This is a genomic window from Terribacillus saccharophilus, assembly GCF_002272075.1.
GTDB classification, from domain to species: Bacteria; Bacillota; Bacilli; order Bacillales; family Amphibacillaceae; genus Terribacillus; species Terribacillus saccharophilus_A.
On the sequence record NZ_NPBJ01000029.1, the window covers coordinates 40697 to 64818 of the forward strand.

The 24122-nt window shown below is 44.0% G+C and carries 29 protein-coding genes; 20 read left to right on the top strand and 9 right to left on the bottom strand.

All coding sequences use genetic code 11. The annotated features are described in order from the left end of the window. Positions 1-69 precede the first annotated feature (69 nt). The 4 genes from CHH48_RS15010 (at position 70) to CHH48_RS15025 (ending at position 3320) form a co-directional block, all read left to right on the top strand. The gene (locus CHH48_RS15010; RefSeq protein ID WP_176466467.1) at positions 70-915 is read left to right on the top strand and encodes an STAS domain-containing protein; all 846 of its coding nucleotides are present in this window, start codon (positions 70-72) and stop codon (positions 913-915) included. Between the two features lie 20 nt (positions 916-935). Continuing rightward, positions 936-1835, top strand: coding sequence for an alpha/beta fold hydrolase (locus CHH48_RS15015; protein WP_095219972.1), 900 nt, complete (start codon positions 936-938; stop codon positions 1833-1835). Beyond that, on the top strand, positions 1832-2641 hold the full coding sequence (locus CHH48_RS15020) for a histidinol-phosphatase (RefSeq protein WP_095219973.1): 810 nt from the start codon (positions 1832-1834) through the stop codon (positions 2639-2641). The genes CHH48_RS15015 and CHH48_RS15020 overlap by 4 nt, the downstream gene beginning before the upstream one ends. 82 nt (positions 2642-2723) lie before the next feature. Further along, positions 2724-3320: a hypothetical protein gene (locus CHH48_RS15025; RefSeq protein WP_095219974.1), complete on the top strand. Its 597-nt coding sequence runs from the start codon at positions 2724-2726 to the stop codon at positions 3318-3320. A gap of 30 nt (positions 3321-3350) precedes the next feature. Here the strand turns inward: CHH48_RS15025 and CHH48_RS15030 are convergent, their stop codons facing one another. Then, positions 3351-4178: a methyl-accepting chemotaxis protein gene (locus CHH48_RS15030; protein WP_095219975.1), complete on the bottom strand. Its 828-nt coding sequence runs from the start codon at positions 4176-4178 to the stop codon at positions 3351-3353. A gap of 11 nt (positions 4179-4189) precedes the next feature. Continuing rightward, complete coding sequence (locus tag CHH48_RS15035) at positions 4190-5029, bottom strand: methyl-accepting chemotaxis protein (protein ID WP_281252954.1); 840 nt, start codon at positions 5027-5029, stop codon at positions 4190-4192. 167 nt (positions 5030-5196) lie between these two features. Here CHH48_RS15035 and CHH48_RS15040 point away from each other — a divergent pair, with 167 nt between their 5' ends. After that, positions 5197-5970 carry a glucose 1-dehydrogenase gene (locus CHH48_RS15040; RefSeq protein ID WP_095219977.1) on the top strand — a complete coding sequence of 258 codons (774 nt, stop codon included), beginning with the start codon at positions 5197-5199 and terminating at the stop codon, positions 5968-5970. 113 nt (positions 5971-6083) lie between these two features. Beyond that, positions 6084-6272, top strand: coding sequence for a hypothetical protein (locus CHH48_RS15045; RefSeq protein WP_095219978.1), 189 nt, complete (start codon positions 6084-6086; stop codon positions 6270-6272). Positions 6273-6299: 27 nt separating this feature from the next. On the opposite strand, the gene CHH48_RS15050 is transcribed toward CHH48_RS15045, so the two are convergent. Then, on the bottom strand, positions 6300-6818 hold the full coding sequence (locus tag CHH48_RS15050; RefSeq protein WP_342747558.1) for a M15 family metallopeptidase: 519 nt from the start codon (positions 6816-6818) through the stop codon (positions 6300-6302). A gap of 138 nt (positions 6819-6956) precedes the next feature. Next, positions 6957-7487: an HD domain-containing protein gene (locus CHH48_RS15055; protein WP_095219979.1), complete on the bottom strand. Its 531-nt coding sequence runs from the start codon at positions 7485-7487 to the stop codon at positions 6957-6959. A gap of 243 nt (positions 7488-7730) precedes the next feature. On the opposite strand from CHH48_RS15055, the gene CHH48_RS15060 reads away from it, so the two are divergent. Then, complete coding sequence (locus tag CHH48_RS15060; RefSeq protein ID WP_095219980.1) at positions 7731-8690, top strand: cation diffusion facilitator family transporter; 960 nt, start codon at positions 7731-7733, stop codon at positions 8688-8690. Between the two features lie 31 nt (positions 8691-8721). On the opposite strand, the gene CHH48_RS15065 is transcribed toward CHH48_RS15060, so the two are convergent. Continuing rightward, the gene (locus CHH48_RS15065; protein WP_095219981.1) at positions 8722-9591 is read right to left on the bottom strand and encodes an SDR family oxidoreductase; all 870 of its coding nucleotides are present in this window, start codon (positions 9589-9591) and stop codon (positions 8722-8724) included. A gap of 156 nt (positions 9592-9747) precedes the next feature. On the opposite strand from CHH48_RS15065, the gene CHH48_RS19625 reads away from it, so the two are divergent. The 10 genes from CHH48_RS19625 to CHH48_RS15110 all read left to right on the top strand — a co-directional run bounded on the left by CHH48_RS19625 (position 9748) and on the right by CHH48_RS15110 (position 17835). Continuing rightward, positions 9748-9903 (top strand): hypothetical protein, encoded by a 156-nt coding sequence (locus CHH48_RS19625; protein ID WP_175074551.1) that lies wholly within the window; start codon positions 9748-9750, stop codon positions 9901-9903. A gap of 136 nt (positions 9904-10039) precedes the next feature. After that, a complete protein-coding gene (gene nadE, locus CHH48_RS15070; RefSeq protein WP_095219982.1) occupies positions 10040-10864 on the top strand; it encodes an ammonia-dependent NAD(+) synthetase in 825 nt (274 codons plus the stop codon). A gap of 111 nt (positions 10865-10975) precedes the next feature. Continuing rightward, entirely contained in the window at positions 10976-11371 is a 396-nt protein-coding gene (gene mscL / locus CHH48_RS15075) for a large conductance mechanosensitive channel protein MscL (protein ID WP_095219983.1), read from the top strand. A gap of 100 nt (positions 11372-11471) precedes the next feature. Next, positions 11472-12713 (top strand): MDR family MFS transporter, encoded by a 1242-nt coding sequence (locus tag CHH48_RS15080; protein ID WP_095219984.1) that lies wholly within the window; start codon positions 11472-11474, stop codon positions 12711-12713. Further along, positions 12710-13297 (top strand): DNA-3-methyladenine glycosylase, encoded by a 588-nt coding sequence (locus CHH48_RS15085; RefSeq protein WP_095219985.1) that lies wholly within the window; start codon positions 12710-12712, stop codon positions 13295-13297. Before CHH48_RS15080 ends, CHH48_RS15085 begins: the two co-directional genes overlap by 4 nt. Before the next feature lie 86 nt (positions 13298-13383). After that, positions 13384-14313, top strand: a complete 930-nt coding sequence (locus CHH48_RS15090; protein ID WP_093881052.1) for a manganese-dependent inorganic pyrophosphatase — start codon at positions 13384-13386, stop codon at positions 14311-14313. Between the two features lie 227 nt (positions 14314-14540). Beyond that, positions 14541-15512, top strand: a complete 972-nt coding sequence (locus CHH48_RS15095; RefSeq protein ID WP_095219986.1) for an aldo/keto reductase — start codon at positions 14541-14543, stop codon at positions 15510-15512. Between the two features lie 96 nt (positions 15513-15608). Then, entirely contained in the window at positions 15609-16169 is a 561-nt protein-coding gene (locus CHH48_RS15100) for a shikimate kinase (RefSeq protein WP_095220016.1), read from the top strand. A 179-nt stretch (positions 16170-16348) separates the two neighbouring features. Then, complete coding sequence (locus CHH48_RS15105) at positions 16349-17221, top strand: glycosyltransferase family 8 protein (RefSeq protein WP_095219987.1); 873 nt, start codon at positions 16349-16351, stop codon at positions 17219-17221. 71 nt (positions 17222-17292) lie between these two features. Further along, positions 17293-17835: a transcription repressor NadR gene (locus CHH48_RS15110; RefSeq protein ID WP_095219988.1), complete on the top strand. Its 543-nt coding sequence runs from the start codon at positions 17293-17295 to the stop codon at positions 17833-17835. On the opposite strand, the gene CHH48_RS15115 is transcribed toward CHH48_RS15110, so the two are convergent. Genes CHH48_RS15115 through CHH48_RS15125 form a run of 3 tightly spaced genes read right to left on the bottom strand, consistent with a single transcriptional unit; the run spans position 17836 to position 19822 of the window. Continuing rightward, positions 17836-18678, bottom strand: a complete 843-nt coding sequence (locus CHH48_RS15115; RefSeq protein WP_095219989.1) for an SDR family oxidoreductase — start codon at positions 18676-18678, stop codon at positions 17836-17838. It lies immediately after the preceding gene. 20 nt (positions 18679-18698) lie between these two features. After that, the gene (locus CHH48_RS15120) at positions 18699-19319 is read right to left on the bottom strand and encodes a flavin reductase family protein (protein ID WP_095219990.1); all 621 of its coding nucleotides are present in this window, start codon (positions 19317-19319) and stop codon (positions 18699-18701) included. 59 nt (positions 19320-19378) lie between these two features. Continuing rightward, positions 19379-19822: a YueI family protein gene (locus CHH48_RS15125; RefSeq protein ID WP_095219991.1), complete on the bottom strand. Its 444-nt coding sequence runs from the start codon at positions 19820-19822 to the stop codon at positions 19379-19381. Positions 19823-19901: 79 nt separating this feature from the next. On the opposite strand from CHH48_RS15125, the gene CHH48_RS15130 reads away from it, so the two are divergent. The 3 genes from CHH48_RS15130 (at position 19902) to CHH48_RS15140 (ending at position 22620) form a co-directional block, all read left to right on the top strand. Then, complete coding sequence (locus CHH48_RS15130; protein WP_095219992.1) at positions 19902-20918, top strand: LytTR family transcriptional regulator DNA-binding domain-containing protein; 1017 nt, start codon at positions 19902-19904, stop codon at positions 20916-20918. 155 nt (positions 20919-21073) lie between these two features. Further along, on the top strand, positions 21074-21919 hold the full coding sequence (locus CHH48_RS15135) for an ABC transporter ATP-binding protein (protein ID WP_095219993.1): 846 nt from the start codon (positions 21074-21076) through the stop codon (positions 21917-21919). Further along, positions 21916-22620, top strand: coding sequence for an ABC transporter permease (locus tag CHH48_RS15140; RefSeq protein WP_095219994.1), 705 nt, complete (start codon positions 21916-21918; stop codon positions 22618-22620). The genes CHH48_RS15135 and CHH48_RS15140 overlap by 4 nt, the downstream gene beginning before the upstream one ends. Positions 22621-22651: 31 nt before the next feature. Here CHH48_RS15140 and CHH48_RS15145 read toward each other — a convergent pair whose 3' ends face one another. Then, entirely contained in the window at positions 22652-23998 is a 1347-nt protein-coding gene (locus tag CHH48_RS15145; protein ID WP_095219995.1) for a sugar porter family MFS transporter, read from the bottom strand. Positions 23999-24122 lie beyond the last annotated feature (124 nt).

Consider the following 24122-nt stretch of genomic DNA (forward strand, 5'->3'; position numbering starts at 1 on the left):
ATGCTCAAGATAGAAGCGCCTTAGCGGTTCGGCTATAATAAAAGCATCACAAAGATGAAGGAGATTTGCATGCCAAGTATGAACGAAGCATTATACAACTACCTCATGGACAACGCTCCTCATATAACAGATCGATGGGCAGGTTCATTATATGACTACAAAAATTCGATATACGCAGATGATGCTGGAAAAGAGATGCGTGAGAAATTAAGAAAACAGCACCGAATGACTATCATCACAGTTGCCAGTGCACTTTTGGAGGATGAAGAGCAATATAGTCAGAATCTCAAAACATGGGTGGAAAAAGTGGCGAATAGCCGGGTTAAGACCAATACACCGATCCATGAAGTGCTGAAGGCGGTCGGAAAATCAGGAACGGTGATTTGGGAATTCATCGAGTCATTTGCAGAAGAGCACAAACACGATGTTACACCTGCTATGGTCATTAGATGGTCGAAAAATCTCCACCGCGCATTAGATGAGGTTATCAATAAATTTACAAAGTTTTATTATGAGCTGACAGAAAGGAAAATCAGAAGCCAGCGCGAAGTAATTCATAAGACTAGTTCACCTGTTATTCCAATTATGAATGGCATCGGGGTATTTCCATTGGTTGGTGAAATAAGTGAACGGCGTGCGGAGCTGATCCTGGAACATATGCCGCAAGCTTGCAAGGAAAAGGGAGTCGAAACACTTTTTATTGATATGTCTGGGGCCAGTTTTACCGAAGCACTTGTTAGGGAAAAGCTCAGACAGATGGTGCAGATCCTGCAAATGCTTGGAATTAACTGTGCAGTTTCCGGTGTCCGCCCCGATCTGGCACAGACTTTAGGAGGAGGTATACAAGCAGAGGGTATTCTATTCTATAATTCCTTGCAGCAGGCATTAGCGCATTATGGATTGACCCGCAGTTAATATGGACGAGGAGGATTCTAATGAGAGTCGAGCATTTAACGGTAAAAGCGAATGGAATAAATTTGCACATGGCGGCAGCTGGTCCGAATGATGGTAAATTGGTGATACTCCTGCATGGATTCCCGGAATTTTGGTATGGGTGGAAGGAGCAGATCGTTCCGCTTGCACAGCAAGGTTTTCGGGTGCTGGCTTTGGATCAGCGAGGCTATAATTTGAGTGATAAACCAGAGGATACTGCTAATTATATACTGGACGAGCTCCGTGATGATGTCGTTGCAGTGATCCGTCTTTTCCAGAGAGAGAAGGCGATTATCATTGGTCACGACTGGGGCGGAGCTGTTGGCTGGCATTTGGCAGTTACACGGCCGGAACATGTAGAGAAATTCATTGCTATCAATATGCCTCATCCTGCAGCTATGCCTAAAATACTCGCAACTAACCCGCTGCAATGGTTCAAGAGCTCTTATATGGCCTTTTTCCAGATGCAGGATGTACCGGAAAAATCATTGGCTGCCAACGATTACTACGGTCTTGCAATGGCGCTGACAAAGTTCAGCCAAGAAGGAACATTTTCTCAGATGGATGTAGATAATTATAAAGAAGCATGGTCCAAGCCAGGTGCGCTGACAGGGATGCTGAACTGGTACCGAGCTTTGACAGAAAAAGACAACATCAGCATGTACGGCAAAAAGGGTTCTGTTATGGTTCATGTACCTACCAAGATTATCTGGGGGATAAAGGATCAATTCCTTTTAAAGAAACTGGCACAGGAATCAGTTAAGTACTGCTCTGATTATGAGCTGGTATATATCGATGATGCAACACATTGGGTGCACCACGAGCAGCCGGAAATCGTCAACATGCTGATTAAAGAATTTTTGGAAGAAAATACTGTAGTAGCCGAAGGAGCAGGTGTATGACATTCGATTTGCACACCCATCATTACCGATGTGGTCATGCTGAAGGACAAATAGAGGATTATATCAAGTTTGCTATTGAAAAAGGATTGCATTATATCGGGATAGCGGATCATTCTCCTTATTTCTACAGCGAAGAAGATCAGCTTTATCCTGGTATTGCTATGCCAATCAGTGGCTTTGAGGCATATGTACAAGAAGTGCTGCATCTAAAAGAGAAATATAAGGACCAGATCCACGTCCTCTTAGGTCTCGAGAGTGATTTCTTCCCACAACATGCTGCTTTATATGCGGATTACTACGCAAAGTATCCATTCGATTATATTATCGGTTCTGTTCATTATGTCGATGAAGTGAATATCTTCAAACAAGGCAGATGGGATGGCCTATCAGAAGCTGATCACATCCGGGTGAAAGAAACCTATTACGATATGATTCAGCAGTCGGCTAAAAGTGGTATATTTCAAGTGCTTGGTCACATCGATGCGATGAAAGGCTTTTATCCTGCATTTTCTGATATTCCTGCTGATCACGCGATCGAACAGACTTTGAAAGTAATCGGGGAATCTGGTGTTAGCATTGAAGTGAACACATCCGGCGGCACAAAGGCAGTTGGCGGATGGTATCCATCTGATCGTATTTTGGAGCGAGCCCTGCATTATGGTGTGGACATATCCTTTGGCTCTGATGCGCATATACCATCCCGAATCGGCGAAGATTTTGATAAAGTGAAAGACCGTTTGAAGGATATCGGGTTCAAGGAAATGGTCTACTTCGTACAAAAACAAAAAAGGGTGCTGCCATTGTAATTACAGTTTTCTTGTTTACTTTCATTTGGACGGGGTATTTATACACCAATACGGTAAACAAAAAAGCTAAGGAGTGTTCATAATGGTACAAGCACAAACAGTAGACAAGCACGAAGTGAAAGAACAGGCAAAAGCAGGTTCCAAACTATTGACTGGCGCAGTCGCTGGAGCAGTTACCGGCGCGGCAATCGTTTTACTTAACAAGCAGACACGTCAAAAAGTATTCCAAAATGTCGGTGTAGCAAAGGATACGGTTGTTAGCTTCGTAAAAGACGCAAAACAGGACCCGCAGGGCACAAAGGAACAAGTTATGTCCAAAGTGCAGGACGCAACGGAGCTTGCAAAAGATGCAGCTAACGACGTTAAAAATGTTTATGATAAGGCTCAAAATGAGATCATGTCTTCAGTGAACGATGTTCAAGAAGATTCTAAATCTGCCCTTGGAACAGTAAAAGAAGCGAAAGACGATCTGAAAAATGCAGGCAGTAAAGCGAAAGAAGCTTCTAATAAGCTAATGGAAACAAAGCCTGACAGTGCACCGAGTAATCCGATGACAAAACCGAAAAATGAAGGCAACGGCGGTTCTGTTGAACAGAAGAGCCAGCCTATCAACAAGACAACAACAACACCTACTACTAAAACAACACCGCCTACTCCTAACAACAAACAATCTATCTAAAGAAAACGCCTCCCAATGGGAGGCGTTTTTTTAATACGTAATCTCTTTAATGTATTGACCTATATCGTTGCTTTGGCTATCGAGATTCTGAATATCTTCCATGAACTCCACCATCACACGAGATTGTTCTTCGGAGGCAGTGGAAACCTCACCGATGCTTAGTGTCAGATTCTCCATATTAGAACGGATTTCCTGAAGGGAATGACCGATAGCTCCGACAGCTTCCTTCGTTCCTACTGAAAGCTTCCGAATTTCATCTGCCACAACTCCAAAACCTCTGCCGGCATCACCGGATCGAGCCGCTTCAATAGCGGCATTTAATCCGAGCAGATTCGTTTGGGTAGATATATCCTCAATCAGCTGAACAACCGTACTGATTTCCTGAGAATTCTCACTCGCGTGAGCAGCTTGACCGTTAATATCTGTGCTTGTTGCAGACAGTTCTTCTGCTTGCGCGGCTACATGCTGTACTTTCGCCTGCAAACTGCTTACTATCGAACGCAATTCATCCAGCTGTTCATCCAAAAGCTCTTCATCTTTTAGTGTCTTGGTAATCTGGAAGACGCCGACGATCTCACCGTTTTCATCACGAATTGGGGAAGCGGAATTCTGCAAACCAACACCATAAGTTTCTTTTGGAACATGTGCATGAATATTTTCCCCGCTAAGAGCCTGGCGAAGAAGATCAGCTCCTTCTCCAAAAGCGTAATCTCCTGGTTTTATGCCTATATCCAAATCCTTGGAAGGAGAGAAATAAACATAATTCTCTGTATCTGTAACAATCACAACATTGTTATCTCCGATGTTTTTCTTTATTTCTGGAGCTAGATGGACCATTGCTTGTATCGTAGGGTGCATGTATATTCTCCTTATCCTTGGTTTGTAACTTTCTTCATTGTTTCGATAATCTGCTTGCTCTTTTCATCTAAAGCTTGGATATCATCCATGAATTCGACCATGATGACAGACTGTTCCTCAGAAGAAGCGGAAACTTCACTGATGCTTTGTGATAGATTTTCCCCGCTAGTAGTGATTTCTGTTAAGGATTTACTGATTGTCTGGACGGCTTGCTTTGTGTTATCGGAAAGCTTGCGGATTTCGTCTGCAACAACTCCAAAGCCTTTGCCAGCATCCCCGGAACGAGCAGCTTCAATAGCGGCATTCAAACCAAGCAAATTTGTCTGTGTGGAAATCTGTTCAATCAGCTGCACAACCTCACCAATTTTGCTTGAACTTTGGCTTGCATTAGCTGCTTGTTCTTTAATATCACTGCTTGTTGCAGATAGCTCTTCAGCTTGAGCAGCAACATGCTGAACTTTACCTTGTAGTGCGTCTATCACTTGATTCAATTTACTGAGTTCTTGGTCAAGCTTCTCTTGATGCTCCAATGTACGTGAAAGTGATAATAGGCCGACAATTTCATTCGTATCCATATCACGTATTGGAGTTATTGACGTGACAACGGGTGCACCAAGTGCTTCATAATCTTCTGTGATAGCAAAGACAATGTGCTCCCCTTTGATTGCACGCAGGTAAACTTCATGTTCATTCAATTTTGTTTTACCTACTTCAATACCTAGTGACAAGAGTGTTGAAGGGGCGAAATAAACGAACTCCTCCGTATCCAGCACGCCCATCGCGGCTGTCGGTCCAAGCGTATCTTTTATAATAGGGGCAATATTGACTACTGCCTGTAAGGTAGAATTCATAAAACGAGCTCCTCTGCACATGGTTTTCCTTTATATCGGTAAGAAGTACCAGAAAGTAAAGCGCTTCACTATAAAAAGCCCTATTTTGTCATATTTTGTAGAAAAGTTTCTTAAAAATGGAATGGGGGAAAAGCAAAGAAGAACATAAGTTGGAAGGGGAAATCTACATGTATGATGATTTAAGAGGAAAGACAGCTATCGTCACTGGTTCTTCCAAGGGGATAGGGCGCGCAGTTGCAGAACGATTCGGACAAGAGGGCATGAATGTTGTCGTCAATTATCATGGGGACGAGGATGGAGCTAATCAAGCGGCCGAAAATATTCGCCAAGCTGGCGGAAAAGCAATTGTTATTCAAGCAGATGTATCCAAAAAAGAAGAGATTCAGAAACTGTTAGATGCGGCTCTTAGCGAGTTCGGCGGATTGGATGTCATGGTGAATAACTCCGGCTTTAGCAAGCCGCAACCGTTTCATGAAATGGAAGAAGATACGTGGAGGAGTGTAATTGATGTAAACCTGACCGGAACTTTCCTTGGCGGCCAAGTGGCTTTGCGTCATATGCTGGAGAATAATATAAAAGGCAGCATTATTAATATGTCTAGTGTACACCAGCAAATTCCGAAACCTTCGGACAGTCATTATGCTGCTTCTAAAGGTGGCATCAAGCTATTGACTGAGACGATGGCACTTGAGTATGCTGCTAAAGGAATCCGAGTAAATGCCATTGCGCCAGGAACAATTGATACGGAGCGGAACGAAGATACCAAGCCGGAAAACGAAGCAAGGCAGATGAAGAAAATACCGATGCAATCCTTTGGTAAACCAGAAGAGATTGCAGCAGCTGCTGCGTGGCTTGCATCTAAGGAAGCGAGTTACGTCACAGGTACTACTCTATTCGTCGATGGCGGTATGACGCTGTACCCTTCTCAGTTAGAACTGTAACAGGTGACATAATCGTCACTTTCAGGCAATTAATGTTACCAGAATAACAGGAGCTTGTGCGGCTTTCCTTCTATTATAATTGTAATAGGAATTAAAAGAAGGAGAGAATCTAGATGGAGCAGATCGTCTTTCTCAGTGCTATGCTGATGTTGGGAATTTCTTTTGTACTTACAATTGCAGCTATTTTGTCCAATGGGTTAAAGGTTTTGTTCGACCTAACAAGTAATTACATGCGAGTAGCTGTTTTTTGTTTTGCTATCTATATCATCAGTTTTAGCGCCTATCTTGTCATTGCTAACTGAAAAAGCGCCCATGAGGGCGCTTTTTTGTTAATCAATATGCATCTCCAGATGCGGGTAATCCTTGAATCCTGGCCAATCTCCGCCCCATTCGAAGCCGAGTTCTTTGGCGATTTCGACTACTTCCATCCAGTCGGATTCTCCATTCTTGTTCCCGTCGTATTCCATATCCCAGATTACATTGCCTGGTTCCGGTTCCAGGGCAAAGTCGATGGCGAGTCCGTAATTATGCATGGATTCTCCGCCTTGGACTTGAGTGACAATTTGTCCCTCGGTTGTTCTGCCTTGGGCGTACAGCTTGTCTTGTTCTTCCTTGGATCGATAGTCATCCGTAATGATAATGGAGATTCCGATGTCAGAAGTTTTTTCTACTAGTTCATTCATATTCTTCTCTACTGTAGGATGGAGGCCGGTAATGTCATCTGCATTCATGGAATCGGCAGGAGTGGATTGATTTGGCGGAAGCTGCTCTATATGCAAAAAGCCGAATAGGATCAACGCTGCAACTGTCATAAGCAAAGTAGTTACTATAATCCTTTTCCAGTGCAAATTCGCTATTCTCCTTTTTGAAGTCTCGTATATTGTATTTCTAGCATAGCGGAATAGGTACTAGATTGCACGGTTTTGAAACGAAGTTTTGAAAGGAAAGATAGGAGATATAAGGAAGGGGGGAGGAAGCGGACATGATTAGCTTGTCTGGACTTGTCTTATCATGCGCTTCTCGATGCTTGCGTCCAATTTCCGAATGCGTTTCAGGGCCTCTTGCTGAGAGATGGTCTTGTAATGATGTGCACCGCCAGTCTCTTCATCAGCTGTATCTGCTTCCGCTACTACTTGCTGTAATGGATCAAGCTTCAGATTGTGTTCGGGCAGGTAAGAGTCTGTGTGCAGAAGGATTGCCAAGGAAATTGCTTTGGCGGCCTGAGGCTCTTCACCTAAACGAATCAGGAGTTTGTGTGCCCGGGCAGCGCCCTTGATAGCATGGATATCATTTTGTTTATACAAATCATAATCCCATTTTCCATCGCTATACCATTCATAATGGCCGATATCATGCAGCAATGCAGCTTTTACGGCCGTGTCTGGGTCAACCTGCTTTTTCTCACTGATGACTAGTGCGTGCTCCGCCACTGAAATGGCATGCGCTTGCCCGGAACGTCCGAGATACTTCTGTGCGATTGGATGTGTATAAATCTGCTCCAATGTTACTTTTCTCATTTTTTTATCTCCTTTCTCTGAAAAAGTATATTGTTCAAGATATTAACACGTTCAGCGAAAGACTGCAAGTGAAAAAAATACGGATTTCATGTATATGGAATAACCGTTTCTACTCAAACTAAAACATCCTGTCTTCCTGTGCCTTAAGCAAAAGGGGGCGGCGTTGCATTCAATGTATGCTATGCTAAAAATATTGTTACCATAAACTGCTACATATAAAAACATAAAGAAGGAAGAGACAGCATGAAGGAATATGTAAGCCTGTTACGTCAGGGAAGTAAATCAGCCGCATTGGCTGCGGTAGTCAATCTGGTCATTGCCCTTGTCAAAGGAGGAGCTTTCTTGTTGACAGGGAATGTGGCTATGTTTGCAGAAACGATGCATAGTTTTGGGGATGCCGCGAACCAGCTCTTCGTCTATGTTGGTTCAGCACTCAGTAAAAAAGCCCCTACAGAGCGGTTCCCGGGAGGGTTTGGCCGGGCTGTCAACCTTGTGCTGCTCGGCGCAGTCTTAATCGTAGGTATCCTCGCTTATGAAACCATCCGCGAGGGTATTACCCATCTGGCACATCCATCAGAATCAGGTGGATTATGGATCAGTATTACAGTACTTGCACTTGGCTGTATCCTAGAGGCATTCGTACTTCTCAAAGCGATGCGTGAGATTGCCCATGAGAGTGATTCAGGTGCAAAAGGGCTCGCGGTCATTCCGATGAGCTTTGCGCATGTAAAACGGGCAAAACCAGCTACAAAACTAGTCTTCATGGAAGACTTGGTTGCTACTAGCGGCGGCTTGGTTGCCATCATTGCGATCTTGATTGCGGCTTATACACCGTTTTACCAGGCAGAAGGTATCGCTTCAATTATAATTGGTGGCATGATGTTTTTAGTGGTTGGACGTGTTTTCCTTGATAATGCAGCTGGTGTCATTGGGGAAGCCGATGAAGAGATGGCTGATAAGATTGGGAACATTTTATTTGCAGATAAGGATGTACGTGATGTCCAGGAAATGACTGTTGTAAAAGAAGGGGAGTCCTTCCACGTGGAAGCTACACTGGAAATTGACCCGACTATTACGGTGGCGGATGCTGATGATATCAGGGATCGGCTGGAAGCTCAAATCTTGGAGCATAGAGGCGTCACAGATGTCACCATCGAATTTGATGAGGACGATAAAACTCAAGCTTGGAAAAGTAAAGAATAAGGAAGCCGCATATGCGGCTTCCTTATTCTTATTAAGATGACATATAATCCCCGCCGTTAACGTGGATGAATTGTCCGGTAATGTAGGCAGCTTCATCCGAAGCGAGCAGAACATAGCTGCCGATGAGATCGACAGGCTGGCCAGGTCTTCCGAGCGGAGTCTGGGTACCGAAGTTTCCTAATGTGTCTTGCGGCATGGTAGCCGGAATGAGCGGCGTCCAGATCGGGCCGGGTGCGACTCCATTCACTCGTATCCCTTTGCTAGCCAAGCCTTTTGCTAATGATCGAGTAAAGGCAACGATTGCTCCTTTTGTGGACGTATAATCGATCAATGTAGGGTTGCCGATATACGGAGTGACGGAAGATGTATTAATGATACAGTTTCCTTTTCCGAGATGCGGCAGAGCAGCACGAGTCAGGTAAAAGTAGCTAAAGAAATTGGTCTGGAAAGTCCGTTCAAGCTGCTCTGGGGTGATATCCGTCAAATCGTTCTGTACTTCCTGGCGTGCAGCATTGTTGACCAAAATATCAAGTTTATTAAAATCGTGTATAACTTGTTTTATAAGATTTTCGCAAAATGCAGCGTCGCTGATATCGCCAGGATACAGAACGCATTTAACTCCTTCTTGTTCAATCCTCTTTTTCGCGTATTCTGCATCCTCCTGTTCATTTAGATAAGATATTGCTATGTCAGCACCTTCTTTTGCATAAGCGATCGCTACTGCACGCCCAATACCGCTGTCCCCTCCTGTAATAAGAATAACCTTGCCCTGCAGTTTCCCGCTGCCCTTCCAATGGTCGAATTCTTCAATCGGGAGCGGATCCATCTCATGCTGAATTCCAGGCTGGCGGGTTTGTTTCTTGCCTGGGTTGCCTTCTTTCATAAAATCATATAAATCCATTTCCTTTACCTCCTTTTATTCCATCAGGAAAGTTATTGACATAAACAGCGTGTTCTAAAACGCTGAGCCTGCGAATAAGTTCCTTTGGATGGGTTTTTTTCAGCAGGGATTTAGGCTAAAATAGACGAAAGAAGAATTGGAAAGGAGATGGTTGCGATGCGAGCTTATGAAAACTACATTGCAGAGCTTTTCACATTTAACGATCCATTCTTTCGTTCAACAGACCTTGATTTTGATATAGATGTCCAGCGTATGGAAAAGACGATGGAGGACATGGAAGAATATTTAAACAGCAAGCCCGCGGAGAACTAATGCCGCGGGCTTTATTTTTCGTCTTTTATGATGCGATTGGTTTATACTAGAAGAAGAGAGCATGATACATAAATAGATTAAGTTCCAGCTTGAGAGGGAAAAGAAAAAGAATCATTATTATCGAGGAGGCAAAAATATGTCTAATCAATCCAGAATTATTTCAGAGCTGCAAGTAAAACCAACAATAGACGCTAAACAGGAGATCCGCAGCCGAATCGACTTCCTGAAAGATTATCTGCTAAAAACTGGTGCTAAAGGATTCGTTCTTGGCATTAGCGGCGGACAGGATTCTACATTGGCAGGACGCCTTGCGCAATTGGCAATCGAAGAGCTGAAGAAGGAAGGTAAGGATGTAACCTTTGCTGCTGTTCGGCTTCCGCATGGTGAACAAGCGGATGAAGAAGATGCTCAGCTGGCATTGGATTTCATTGATCCTGTTGAATCATATGCTTACAATATTAAATCCCCAGTTTCAGAAGCGGCGAAAGCGTATAAAGATGCTACTGGCAACCAGCTTGCTGATTACCACAAAGGAAACATCAAGGCGCGTATGCGCATGATCGCCCAATATGCAATTGGAGGTCAAGAAGGATTGCTGGTTATCGGTACAGACCATGCTGCTGAAGCTATTACTGGTTTCTACACGAAGTACGGCGATGGCGGAGCAGACATTCTTCCATTGAGCGGCTTGAACAAGCGTCAGGGTAAACAGCTTCTCATCGAACTTGGGGCACCAGAACGTCTGTATGAAAAAGCGCCAACAGCTGACTTGCTTGATGAGAATCCTGGTCAAGCCGACGAAGCAGAACTCGGACTCTCATATGAAGATATCGATGATTATCTCGAAGGGAAAATTATCGAAGAGAAAACAGCTAAACTTTTAGAGGACCGTTACTTCAAAACAACGCATAAACGGCAGATGCCGGCCACCATCCATGATGACTGGTGGAAGGAATTATAATAATATAGACGAGACTCCAACAGGAGTCTCGTTTATTTTTGTAATGGCTATACTTGAAAAAGGGAAATAGATGCGTAAGAATGGTACTAGCTTTAAGGAGGTATACATACGATGTTTAAGGAATTTAAAGAGTTTGCGTTGCGCGGGAACGTCGTGGATTTGGCTGTAGCCGTAGTGATTGGTTCCGCATTCAGTGCCATCACGACATCCCTCGTTAACGATATCATCATGCCGCTCATCGGTATTATTACCGGGGGGCATGACTTTAGCGGGCTGCAGTTCACTTTTGGCAGTGCCGTAGTGAAGTATGGAGCGTTCATTCAAACTGTCATTAATTTCTTTTTGATAGCTGCATCACTATTCATGGTCGTCAAAGTCATGAACAGATTGAAGCGCAAGCAGCCGCAGACAGAAGAGGTTGTCCAGCAACTGACCGTGGAACAGGAGCTGCTCACAGAAATCCGCGACTTATTAAAAAAGGAAGAAAAAATGAAGGATCAGACGTGAGTCTGGTTCTTTTTTTGATTAATTTATAAGCAGTCCGGGAATGCAAAAAACAGAAGCCTTGTAATCTGCTATAATTTGGATTACGAGGAGTTGAGACAGCATGCACGTTTTACGCACACTCCATCCTTACAGCTGGACAATTATCATCGGAACGGTGTTCGGCAGGATGGCTACTAGTATGAGTATTCCTTTTTTAGCAATCTATCTGACGCAGGAGAAAGGGGCATCAGCAGGATTTACCGGCCTGATTATTGCTATCAGTTCCTTGGTTGGCATTCTGTCCAGCTTCTACGGCGGATACTTTTCTGATCGATTCGGCAGAAAGAAAATTATCAGTATCAGTATATTTGGCTGGTGCGGAGTATTTGTTGGGTTTGCCCTGGCGGATGCTATCTGGGTATTCTTTGTCATGAATGCACTGAATGGATTATGCCGTTCTTTGTTCGAACCAACGTCCAAAGCTCTTTTGTCAGATGTGACCGATCAAAAGAACCGTTTACTCGTTTTCAATATGCGCTATACCGCAATCAATATAGGTGTCGTATTCGGTCCTCTTTTAGGTCTGTACCTTGGTTCGGCTTCTTCAACAGCACCATTTCTGATTGCGGCTTTGGTTTATTTCGCCTACGGACTTGTGCTTATCTTTCAGTTTTTACGTGTCAAAGTGGAAGAAACAGCCGCAGCAGGAGCAAATAGGATTAGTGTCCGTGAAGCTTTTAATGTAACACGAAAGGACACACTGTTTATGTTCCTATTGATCGGGGTCACCATCAGTGTGTTTGGATATTCGCATTTCAGTGCTACCTTACCTCAGTTTTTTGCAGCTACGCCTAGTATTGAGGATGGGGCAAAGCTATTCAGTATGATGCTTACGTTGAATGCTTTGACAGTTCTAATTGTACAATATCCAATTGTTGCTATTGCGAAAAAGTATTCACTCGTATTGTCCCTGATGCTTGGAAATGTACTGATTGCCCTCAGTTTGTTAAGTATGGCCTTTTTGCATGAAATCATCTGGATTGCGGCAGCGGTTATTCTGTTCACGATTGGAGAAGTGCTGCTATTCTCTATGTCGGATATGTTCATTGATGAAATTGCCAATCCTGATATGAAGGGGACTTATTTCGGCGCAATGGGCTTTACGGGCTTTGGAAGTGTTGCAGGGCCGCTGATTGGAGGGGTGTTGCTTGATCATTTTGGTGCAGTTCATCCAATTCCGATATTCACGATCATAGCCTTCCTTGTCATTATTGGTGCCCCATTCTTATTCCAGGTTTGGGTAATGCTAAAAGGGAAGGAGCAAAACCTGAAACCTGTATTAAAAAAGGAGCATGTTAGATGACAAGTTATCCGCCGCTGCTGCAGTCATTTTATCAGCAGCCTACACTAGAGCTGGCTCAGAGCTTATTGGGATGCCTGCTTGTACACGAAACATCGGAAGGAATCACCTCCGGCTATATCGTGGAGACTGAAGCGTACCGAGGAGCACTCGATCGTGCTGCGCATAGCTTCAATAACCGGCGAACAAAACGGACGGAAATCATGTTCCATACTCCCGGTCATATTTATACGTATACAATGCATCGTCAAGTGCTGCTAAATGTAGTAAGTGCAGATGCTGAGATACCGGAGGCTGTCCTCATACGTGCGCTTGAACCAAAGGATGGAATGCCGCTTATGGAAACACGCAGACCTGGACGGAAGCCGAGGGAACTGACCAATGGCCCCGGAAAGCTATGTCAGGCAATGGGCATAATCCAGTCACACTATGGCGGTCAATTTACCACTCCGCCATTATATATCGCAGAAGGGTACAAGCCGGAGCAAGTGGAGACGGGACCGAGAATCGGGATTCCAAATGCACAGGAAGCCAAAGATTTTCCGTGGCGTTTCTGGGTGCACGGTAACAGGTATGTTTCCAGGTGAGTCCCTTTTTAAAACGGCTATAATCATGTAAAATGAATACATCATGTCCGGCACTCGCCGGCAATGCAAAAAAGGAGAGATAGGCAGTGGGTAAAGTACTCGTCTTCGGACATAAAAACCCGGATACAGATGCGGTTACATCCGCAATTGCATACGCGCATTTGAAAAATAAACTAGGTGTGGAAGCAGAAGCAGTCCGCCTGGGAGAATTGAATGAAGAAACAGCATTCGCTTTGAAAACTTTCGGATTGGAAGCACCTCGTGTAATTGAGGCGATTGATGGAGATGCTGAGCAAGTCATCTTAGTCGATCACAACGAAAAACAGCAAAGTGTTTCAGATATCGATACAGTTTCTGTTATTGAAGTTGTCGATCACCATCGTATTGCCAATTTCGAAACAGCTGATCCGCTTTATTACCGTGCGGAGCCAGTTGGTTGTACAGCAACCATCATCAAGAAAATTTACAAAGAGCATGATGTTGAGATTCCAAAAGAAATCGCGGGTGCTATGCTGAGTGCAATCATCTCTGATTCTCTATTGTTCAAATCCCCTACATGCACGGAGCAGGACATTAAGGCTGCGAAGGAACTTGCAGAAATTGCTGATGTCGATGTTGATACATACGGCTTGGATATGCTGAAAGCTGGAGCAGATGTTAGCAAGAAAACTCCTGAGGAATTGATCACACTTGATGCAAAAGAATTCCAGATGGGTAATGCAACAGTAGAAATCGCACAAGTCAACGTTGTAGACGAGCAGGATGTTCTTGTACGTCAGGCTGAAGTGGAAGCAGCGATGAAGCAGAAGATTACAGATAAAGGCTTGAAGCTCTACCTCTTCGCTATCACGAATATCCTGACAAATGACTCCACTGCTATCGCAATCGGAGCAGATACAGAAGCTGTCGAAAAAGCTTTCCAAGTGAAGCTTTCCAATAATACAGCTACCTTAAAAGGTGTTGTATCCCGTAAAAAACAAATCGTACCAGTCCTTACAGAAGTCATGAATGGCTAAGTATTTTGAGCAGTCACACTATGTGACTGCTCATTTTATTTGCTGTAAGCATGGCCATAATGCTAAAGTGAATATACACGCCCCTATAGGAAACAACCCCGCAATAGCTTCTACCAATCAAGAACTCTGTTTTTTCTGTACTAGCAAAGGATACTTTTCTTATCAATTAGGGAATAGGAATGCACACTGCTTACTTACTTTTCAGAATAAAAGGGAGGTTTTTCAGCATGAAATATACAGCTATACCAGGAATCGAGCGCCCGCTATCACAATTAATCCTGGGAACAACAAAATTCTTCGAAGACAAAAAAGATGATGTATTCGCTGTTCTGGATGCCTTCTTACAGGCAGGCGGCAATACGATTGATACAGGTCCGAAATATGCAAAATACCAAGCAGAGAAACTGATTGGTCAGTGGATGCAGGAACGTGGTAACCGTGAGGATGTGGTTCTTATCTCCAAAGGCGGTCATTACCACATTGATAAGGATGGCACGCATCATCCGGAAATGAAGCGGGTGGACCCTGCTGAAATTACAAAAGATCTGCAGGATAGCTTGGAAAACCTGCAGACCGATTTTATCGACATCTATCTCATACATCGGGATGATAGAAGTGTTCCTGTCCAGGTGCTGATGGATATGCTGCATGAGCATCAGCAGGCGGGGAAAATTGGCATATACGGCGTGTCCAATTGGCAGGCTGATCGCATCGAGGAGGCAAATGCCTATGCAGATGCCAAAGGGTATGACCGGCTGTTCGTGAATAGTCCGAACCTAAGTCTTGCACAGTTGAACGAGGTGCGCTGGGCGGAGACAGTAGCTTTGGATAATGACTATCTCGTCTGGCATCGCCGCACAGGTATGCCGGTCATCTCCTGGGCCTCTCAGGCAGGCGGTTTCTTTACCGGTACTTATGATAGGAATCATGTGACAGATGAAGAAATTGCTCGTGTTTATTACAACGATGACAACTGGGAACGCTTTGACCGAGCTGCAGAAATTGCCAGCAGAAAAGGTGTGACGGCAAATCAAATTGCTGTTGCGTATGTACTGCATCAAGAGTTCCCGACATGTGCCATTGTCGGATGTAAGAATGTACAGCGATTAGAAGAAGCGCTGCCGGCAATTGACATTGAATTGACAGAAGAAGAAGTAAAGTGGCTGAATCTAGAGCTTTCAGATGCCGCGGTAAAGTAAGGTATTTCTCTCTTACGATTTTTTGATTTATCGTATACAATAGAACATAATGTAGAGTATACGAAACGTAAGGAGAGGAGATACAGCGTGCGGACAATGAGCAGACAGCATATACCTGTGCGGGCGAAGAATATCGTCCTGATCGGATTCATGGGTGTCGGGAAAACGACCATCGGCAAGATGGTTGCCGATAAACTTTACAGGGATTTCATCGACGTTGATATCGAAATCGAACGCCGTTATAACAAGACGATACCAGAAATATTCGCGCAGCATGGTGAAGGGTATTTTCGAGAGATTGAACGGAATACGGTCATCGATATCTGTGATAATAAACAATGTAATATCGTTTCTCTCGGCGGTGGTGCTTTCAAACAAGAAGCCATCCGGGAAAAATGTCTCGACAGCTGTCTGGTGCTCTTCCTTGATTTAAGTTGGGACCACTGGAAGGAACGTATGGATCTGCTGATCGAAAACCGCCCTGTACTGCATAACAAGTCGGTCGATGAGGTCCAAGAGATCTTCGACGAACGACAAGCGATTTATGCAGAACATAATGCGCGGGTCACAACTGATAATTTGAATCCGGAGGAAGTGGCGGATTATATCGTAGAAATATTGAAGTTGGGCTGGGAACTCCATCAGCCGCTATCCTGATCAAACATTTGATCAAAGAGCTATTGCAATTAACTAGTTGTAATAGCTCTTTTTAACCGGAGTAATTGTCCTAATTGTCAAACAATTAACGGTTCTATCTGCTTATTTTTGCTATAAAGGGTTTCCTGTAGGTGAAAGCAGGGTACAGAAACGTACGATTTCAAAGGAGGATGAACGTCTTGCATCACAAAGATACAATCCATGTTGTTTCCAGTGCAGATGATAACTACGCCCACCACCTAGGTGTGATGCTGGCATCCCTGCTTACAAATGTTGATAAGAAAAGACGAGTCATGCTATATGTAATCGACGGGGGCATCACAAAGCCAAACAAAAGAATGCTCATGAAGACGACGATGCAATTCGGTGTTCCAATCCGTTTTCTATCCATAGATACAGAATCCTATAAGAATGCAACAGAAAGTAGATATATTAATAAAACGGCTTACTATCGTATCTCCATTCCGGAAGTCATAACAGATCCGAGTGTGGAACGAGTCATCTATATCGACTGCGACACACTTGTGCTGACGGATATCGCCCAGCTGAACGATATCGATCTGGATGGGAACCTGATGGCGGCGGTAGAGGATGCTGGCCAGCTTCAGCGCTTGGAGAAAATGAATATTACCACTGAGGGCAAGTATTTTAATTCCGGTATGATGGTTATTGACATGGAGGGCTGGCGCAAACAAAACATCTCGGACAGAGTGCTGCAATTCATTGATGAAAACAATGATCCTGAGTTCCTTTACTTACATGATCAGGATGCCTTGAATGCAATCCTTTGGGATAAGTGGAAGCCGATCCATCCAAGATGGAATGCGCAATCCTTCATCATTCTAAAGACGAAAACGCCTAGAGAATTAGCAGAGCGGAAACGTTATAAGGAAGCTCGCCAATCACCTGCCATCGTTCATTTCACTGGTGCGAATAAACCATGGAACTCAGATGTCGGGCATCCATTTGCTCCGCTTTATTTCGAATTCCTGCAGCAGACACCGTGGAAAGTACTTCCTGAAAAAAAGGAACAGGAAGTGTACGCGGACTAAGACACAGCTAGTATGGCTGTGTCTTTTTTATTTGCTATAATACAGGAAACAGTGAAAAGGACGGATTCGAAATGGGTCAAGGAAAAAAGAAGTTATTGGGGAGTACGCGCAGAAAGTGGTTATTGAATAAGCTTCGGGCAGCAGACGGCCCGCTTAAGGGAAGTGAACTGGCAGAGGAGGCAAATGTCAGCAGGCAAGTAATCGTAGGAGATGTTACGCTGCTGAAGGCAGAGCAGCACCCGATCATGGCTACTAGTGAGGGATATGTACTGCAGCAGCATCCTGTCTATTCAGTCGAAAGGATCGTAGCTTGTCAGCATGCACCTGAACGGACGGAGGAAGAGCTGCAATTGCTTGTAGACTTGGGTGTGACAGTGAAGGATGTCCGAGTGGAGCATCCGGTTTATGGACAGATAACAGCTTCTATCATGGTATCCAGCCGAAGGGAAGTAAAAAAGTTCATCGAAAGGATAGCAAACAGCAAAGCAGGTTATTTATCTGAATTGACGGATGGTATCCATCTTCATACATTGGCAGCAAATGATGAATCGATAATGGAGGAAGCAATCGAGTTGTTGAGCCATTATGGCTTCTTAGTACCAGAGTGGGATTGATTATACAGTCAATCCCACTTTTCTTTCGCTGATTGCCCAGAGCTGCTTGGCTAGTTCAGCATCATCTGCCTGTCCTCTCACGTCCTGGATTTGCCGTTTATAGAAGTACCCTCCGGATACATGCTGTACTTCAGAGCTTTCGGCTAGATACAGAGCAGTATCTGCCCCATCAGCAGGCGATTGGAAAAATGGACGGAGTAACTGATGAATCTTTTTGCCGAAGCCGGACTGCCTGTCCACGCCAAGACTTGTGCTCACTGCTCCAGGATGTACTGCATTTACCGTGGCATTGGAATGATGCAGACGCAGAGAAAGCTCTTTGGTGAATAAAAGATTAGCAAGCTTGCTGTGACCGTAATTTTGCCAAGGCGTAAAGGATTCAGCTCCACCTAGATCATCCAGATTTATTTTTCCGATTTTGTAAGCGCCGGAAGATACAACGACTACACGACCTTGAGGTGCTGCTTTGATTTGTTCTAACAGTAAATTGGTCAAGAGGAAGTGTCCGAGATGATTCACACCCATCATCATCTCCAAACCATCAGTAGTGAATTGTTTTTTTGTTGTAACGATGCCGGCATTGTTGATGAGTACGTCAATAGTAGGGTGTTGTGCTTTCAATGCTTCTGCACAGGTGTGAATGCTAGTAAATGACGCCAAGTCGCATACATATAGATGTATGTTCTCCGAGCCGCTTTGCTGTTTAGCTTCCTTCAATGCTTGCGTGCCGCGTTCTTCAGAACGACAAAGCATACATACGGCGTATCCTCTTCTGGCTAACGATACAGCTGTGGCAAAGCCCATACCGGAATTCGCGCCGGTGATTACGGCTGTTTTCTGCATGTTGTACACCACTCTCCTTGTTATTCGGGTCGTTTCAGTGTGAATAGCTCTCCAAGCTTACTATAATCATTACCTGCCAAACGGCTGATTGGCTGGATGGCCTCTGCATCCAGATAGCCGGTGCTGTTATCATAGACTTCCGGGGATAGATGATACCCAGCCACCTTTGCAAGCAATAGGTCTGCTGTAACAGCTCCATCATCATCTTTTATCTCGATATGATCATACAAGGTGCATTCCATCCTGATGGAAGCCTCAGCAATTCCGGGAACCGAGACATATGTGCTTGGCGCGAGTGTCAAACTGGTGTGATCAAGCTCGCTTTCTTCAGAAGGCAGCGTTGCTGCGGTTTTGTTCATTTCCTCTACGATTGGCTCTGTGCTGATGTGGACTACCAGCTCGCCTGTGCGAATAGCATGACGGGCTGTATCCTTTTGGTTGCCACCTGCACGCTGGATCGAAATGCTGATTAGAGGCGGCGTTGCACTTACAATTGAAAAGTAGCTGAATGGTGCTGCGTTGACTACTTCTGAATCTGCTGACTTGGTCGTGACGAAAGCTACTGGCCTCGGGATGATGCTCCCTGTGAGAATTTTGTAATGAGTCTTTGCTGATAGGTCATTTGCATTGAATGTAAACAAGTTTATTGCTCCTCTCTGTCAGGCTATCATAGTAACCTTACATGCACTTAACAGTTCTATTACCGTTTAAAGATATTCTTAAGCACGGATGTAAGGGAGTGCTCTGGTTTTTCAGTTATTTCTGTTGCCTTCTCTTTCTCCTCGGGTAGGAAGATATCCGGTTTATCAATCGCATGATCGACATGCAGGACGAGCGCAATATCCACATCTGCACCTTGATTAGTGACGGATGTGTAAGGAATATGTCGTGATGAAGCAAGTGTCTTGTAGGGCTTGAAGAAACGCATCGTAACTTCTCCGGAAAATCGTAAGCATGCATCGGGGTGGCTTTTCATAGCCTCCTCCAGTTGTTTTAATCCTTTTTGCTGGACGACTTCTCCTTCTGTTAATGCGAGTATCGTTCTTTCCCGCAATGTTCCCAGATACTCTTTCCTTTCAGTTGCCTTCGTTTCTTTTATTCCATATATTCCTTCGTTTAGATAATCATCTATATCTTTTTTCAATGGTCTTCATCTCCGATTCGGTATTTCCAATTCATGGAGTTAGCTTTACAATAAAAGTAAAACAGGGGGCGAATACATAATGGCTACACTGCAATTCGAAAATCTCAGTAAAACTTCTCACAATACGATGCTCCTACCTCCAATCGATATTGAGCTAAAAGCTGGTGAATGCTATGTCATTCGCTGCAATAAAGTGATTGGAAGTCAGTTGCTTAACATAGTCATGAAACAAGAAAATCCATCTACCGGTAGTGTACTACTATTCGGTGAAAATATCGAAAACCTGCATTCTGTTAATGATCGTATTGGCTTCTTTTATCTTAATGATGCAACGTATACAAGGATGAAGGTAGGTGAGTATCTGACCTTCTTTCGGAAGCTTTACCGCAGCAAGGTTGAAGTGGAAGAGGTGATACAGCAAATCGGACTGCGAGAGTGTCAAAGTACAAAAATCAGCAAACTGACTTATTCACAGGAGCGACGGGTGCAAATTGGCAGGCTAATAGTGCAAGATCAGCCTATATTCATAATGGAAGAGCCAGAACAGAATGTTGATCTTGAAACCAGCTTAATCATTCACCGCATCATTGGTGAGTTGAAGAAGAGGGGTAAAACTATCCTTCTTACTACTATAGACTTGGAAAATGCATTAGCGCTCACCAATTATGTCTATAGTTTGTCGGATAAAGGCTGTAAAAGGATTGCAGTTGAAGAGGAGAACGAAGAAACGGCAGTTGCAGAAGAAACTATTCAGCCGGTCAAGCTGGAGAAAATCCCAGCAAAAATCGATGATAAGATCATACTTTTCAATCCTTTTGATATTAACTTTATCGAGAGCAGTGAAGGAGTTGCTCAGCTTCATTTACACGATGGGGTTTACCCATGTACATACACACTCCAGGAATTGGAGGAGCGGCTGAGGGCTTTTGGTTTCTTTCGCTGTCATCGTTCCTATCTTGTGAATCTGCAGCAGGTAAAGGAAGTGGTAACCTGGACGCGAAACAGCTTCAGTTTGATTCTTGATGATCATTCACGCAGTTCGGTTCCGTTGTCTAAAAACCGTTTTGAAGAATTAAAGGGTATGCTCGGTCTGTAGCCTGCTCCATTCAGCCTGAATAGTGCAGTATTCAGCCTATTATTTGCTCCATTCAATGTTTTAGTGATTTGTTAAGCCTGATTTAACGGCATTTAACTCAAAAGACTAGTAAGCTTTGATTATCAACCGTTACGAACGGAAAGGAGCGTCATAACATGGACTACGCATTACAAGTGAAGGATTTATCCAAGGTATTCGGACAGCAACGGGCGTTGCAGCAAGTCTCATTTAATGTAAAAAGAGGAGAGGTCTTCGGTTTCCTGGGGCCGAGCGGATCAGGAAAAACAACGACAGTCAAAATTCTCACAGGACAGCTTCTGCAGACGGCAGGAGAAGTTAATATACTAGGTAAACCAGCATCTAAAATGAAAGATGCTGACTTAGGCAGAATAGGCATTCTGACAGATAACAGTGGGTTATATGATCGGATGACTGTTCAGCAGAATCTGGATTTCTATGCGAAGTTATATAAAGCTGCTGCAGGAAGAGTGGAAGAGGTTTTGCAACTGGTAGGCTTGGCAGAAGATAAGAAAAAACCAGTGAAAAAACTGTCAAAAGGAATGAAGCAGCGTGTGCTCCTTGCTCGTGCTGTCTTGCACAAACCAGAAGTTCTTTTTCTCGATGAACCGACTTCTGCCTTGGATCCTGGTAATGTTCAAAAGATGCATGATCTTCTGCGGGATTTAAACCGCGAAGGAACGACGATTTTCCTGACAACGCACAATATGGAGGAAGCCGCACAGCTGTGTGATCGCGTTGCCTTTCTTCATGAAGGACAAATCCGAGAAATGGATGCACCGAACCAATTGCAGCGCAAATATGCGAAAAACACAATTCATCTAGAACTGAGAAATGGTCGCAACGAAACTATCGAGAATAATCCGACTGGAGCAGAACGACTGTATCAATACATGCAGGCAGAGGAAGTTCTCGCTGTGCATTCCGATCAGCCGACATTGGGAGATATATTTATTGAAGTGACAGGGAGGAAATTAGCATGAATGCTGCACGATTATCCGCAATGCTTGTTAAAGAATACCATGATGCAAAATCCAATGTTCAGGTTTTATCCGTTATAATCGTACCTATATTCTTGGCTATTCTCTATAGTCGGATGGATGGTGAGCTAGACTTCGCGGCGTCTTTCGTCTTCATTATGGCGGTTACATTTGTCACAATGTATGTGCAGGCGTTGCTACTGGCAGAAGAAAAGGAAAAAAACACGCTGCAGGTCTTATTACTTTCACCTGCTAGTTCTGCTGATATTATGGTCGGTAAAAGCATCATTTCTGTTATTTTAACGGTTATTGTGCTCGTTGTATCCATGTTGATTATTGATGTAAATGTGGCAAGTCCGATCATGCTGTCTGTCATCCTGCTAGTCGCTCTTATTCTATTTGTTGCATTGGGTACCTTAGTCGGTTTGCTTAGTGAAAACTTAGTCCAGACTACGGTTTATCTGTTGCCGCTAAGCTTCGTGTTTGGATTTGGCCCTATGATCCAAATGTATTTCTCAGATGGCATAATAGGGGATATTTTAGGCTATACGCCAGGAAGCTTCATGATGGAAGCGTGTTTGGCGGCAATTAACGGGGAAGCCTTCTCCTCTTATCGAGAAGATATTATCTGGCTCGTTGGATGGACAGTAGCTGCTTTAATTTTAACCTTCATTACCTTCAAGAAGAAAAGTCTATCCAAATAAGAAAGCCGCCCATACTGGGCGGCTTTTTTATTTATCCTACACTGCTGCGTTTTCGCAGATCTTGTTCGATTTGTTCCAAGCTTTTCCCACGTGTCTCGGTCGTGAAGAATTTGACGAATAGGAGGGCAAGGATGCCGATGACGGCGAAAATATAAAATAGGTAGCTGATACCGATCGCATTGAGCAAAATCGGAAATAGCAATGACACAATCAAATTTGCACCATGCAGAGCGAAGGTAGCTACACCTGTTCCGATTCCTCGAACTGCTGTTGGGAATAGTTCTGGAAGCATGATCCAAACAACTGGTCCCCAAGTTGTCGAGAACGAGACGATGAAGGTACCGAGGCAAATTATGATTGCCCATGTTGCAGCTGTGGAATCAGGAGCCAGCAAGTTAACTGTTGACAGAACTATCAAGCTGATAACCATTCCGATGTTACCTGCCATTAGCAAAGTTTTACGGTTGATTTTATCTACAAAACGGATGGCGATGATTGTCATCAATACATTGACTGCTCCGATGCCGACAGTACCAAGAATGGCAGCGGAGTCTGCGAATCCAGCATTCTCCAGTGTAATTGGTGTGTAATAAATAATAGTGTTGATACCGATGAACTGCTGGAAGAAAGCTATACCCATTCCGGCAATTAATGCGGGCCGTACCCAGCTGGAAAACAGCTCTTTCATGCCGCCTTCATCTTCTTTTTCTGCTTTCTTAACTTCGGAGACTTCTTCATCTATTGAAGCATTTTCTCCTCGTACACGTCTTAGAATAGCGCGTGCTTGATCTTCTTTTCCTGTTGTTAGCAGCCAGCGTGGGCTTTCCGGCATGAAGAACATACCCACGATTAAGATGATTGCTGGGATAACAGCCAGTCCAAGCATCCAGCGCCATGCACCTGCATCTGACAGAGCATAGTTAACAAGGTACGAAGACAAAATACCAATTGTAATTAATAGTTGGTTTAATGAAGCGAGAGAGCCGCGCTTTTCTTTTGGAGCAAGCTCTGATAAATAAAGTGGTACGATTGTCGTTGAACATCCAACAGCTAAACCAAGGATGACACGAGCAACAACCATCATTGTTACATTGGCAGCAAGTCCAGCGGTTAATGCGCCGATAAGGAATAAGATACCGGCTCCGATTATCGTTTTTTTACGTCCGATTTTATCTGTAACACGTCCAGTAATGGCAGCGCTGATGATAGCTCCTACTAATAGTGAGCTTACGACGAGCCCTTCCGTGAAGGAATTCAGTCCAAGATCTTCGTCGATGTATAGTAGTGCACCGGAGATGACTCCAGTATCATATCCATACAGCAAGCCGCCAAGTGCACCAAAAAAATACAATAAGCCATTGGATTGCTTTTTCTGCATATATTGCTACCTCCTAAGTTGTGCGATAACTATGTTATAATTATGTAAGCCTTTTCCTCTTTCGGTATGAGATGAAACCTTTTCCTCTGCTCTCGATTGAAAAGTCCCACAATAAACCATTATA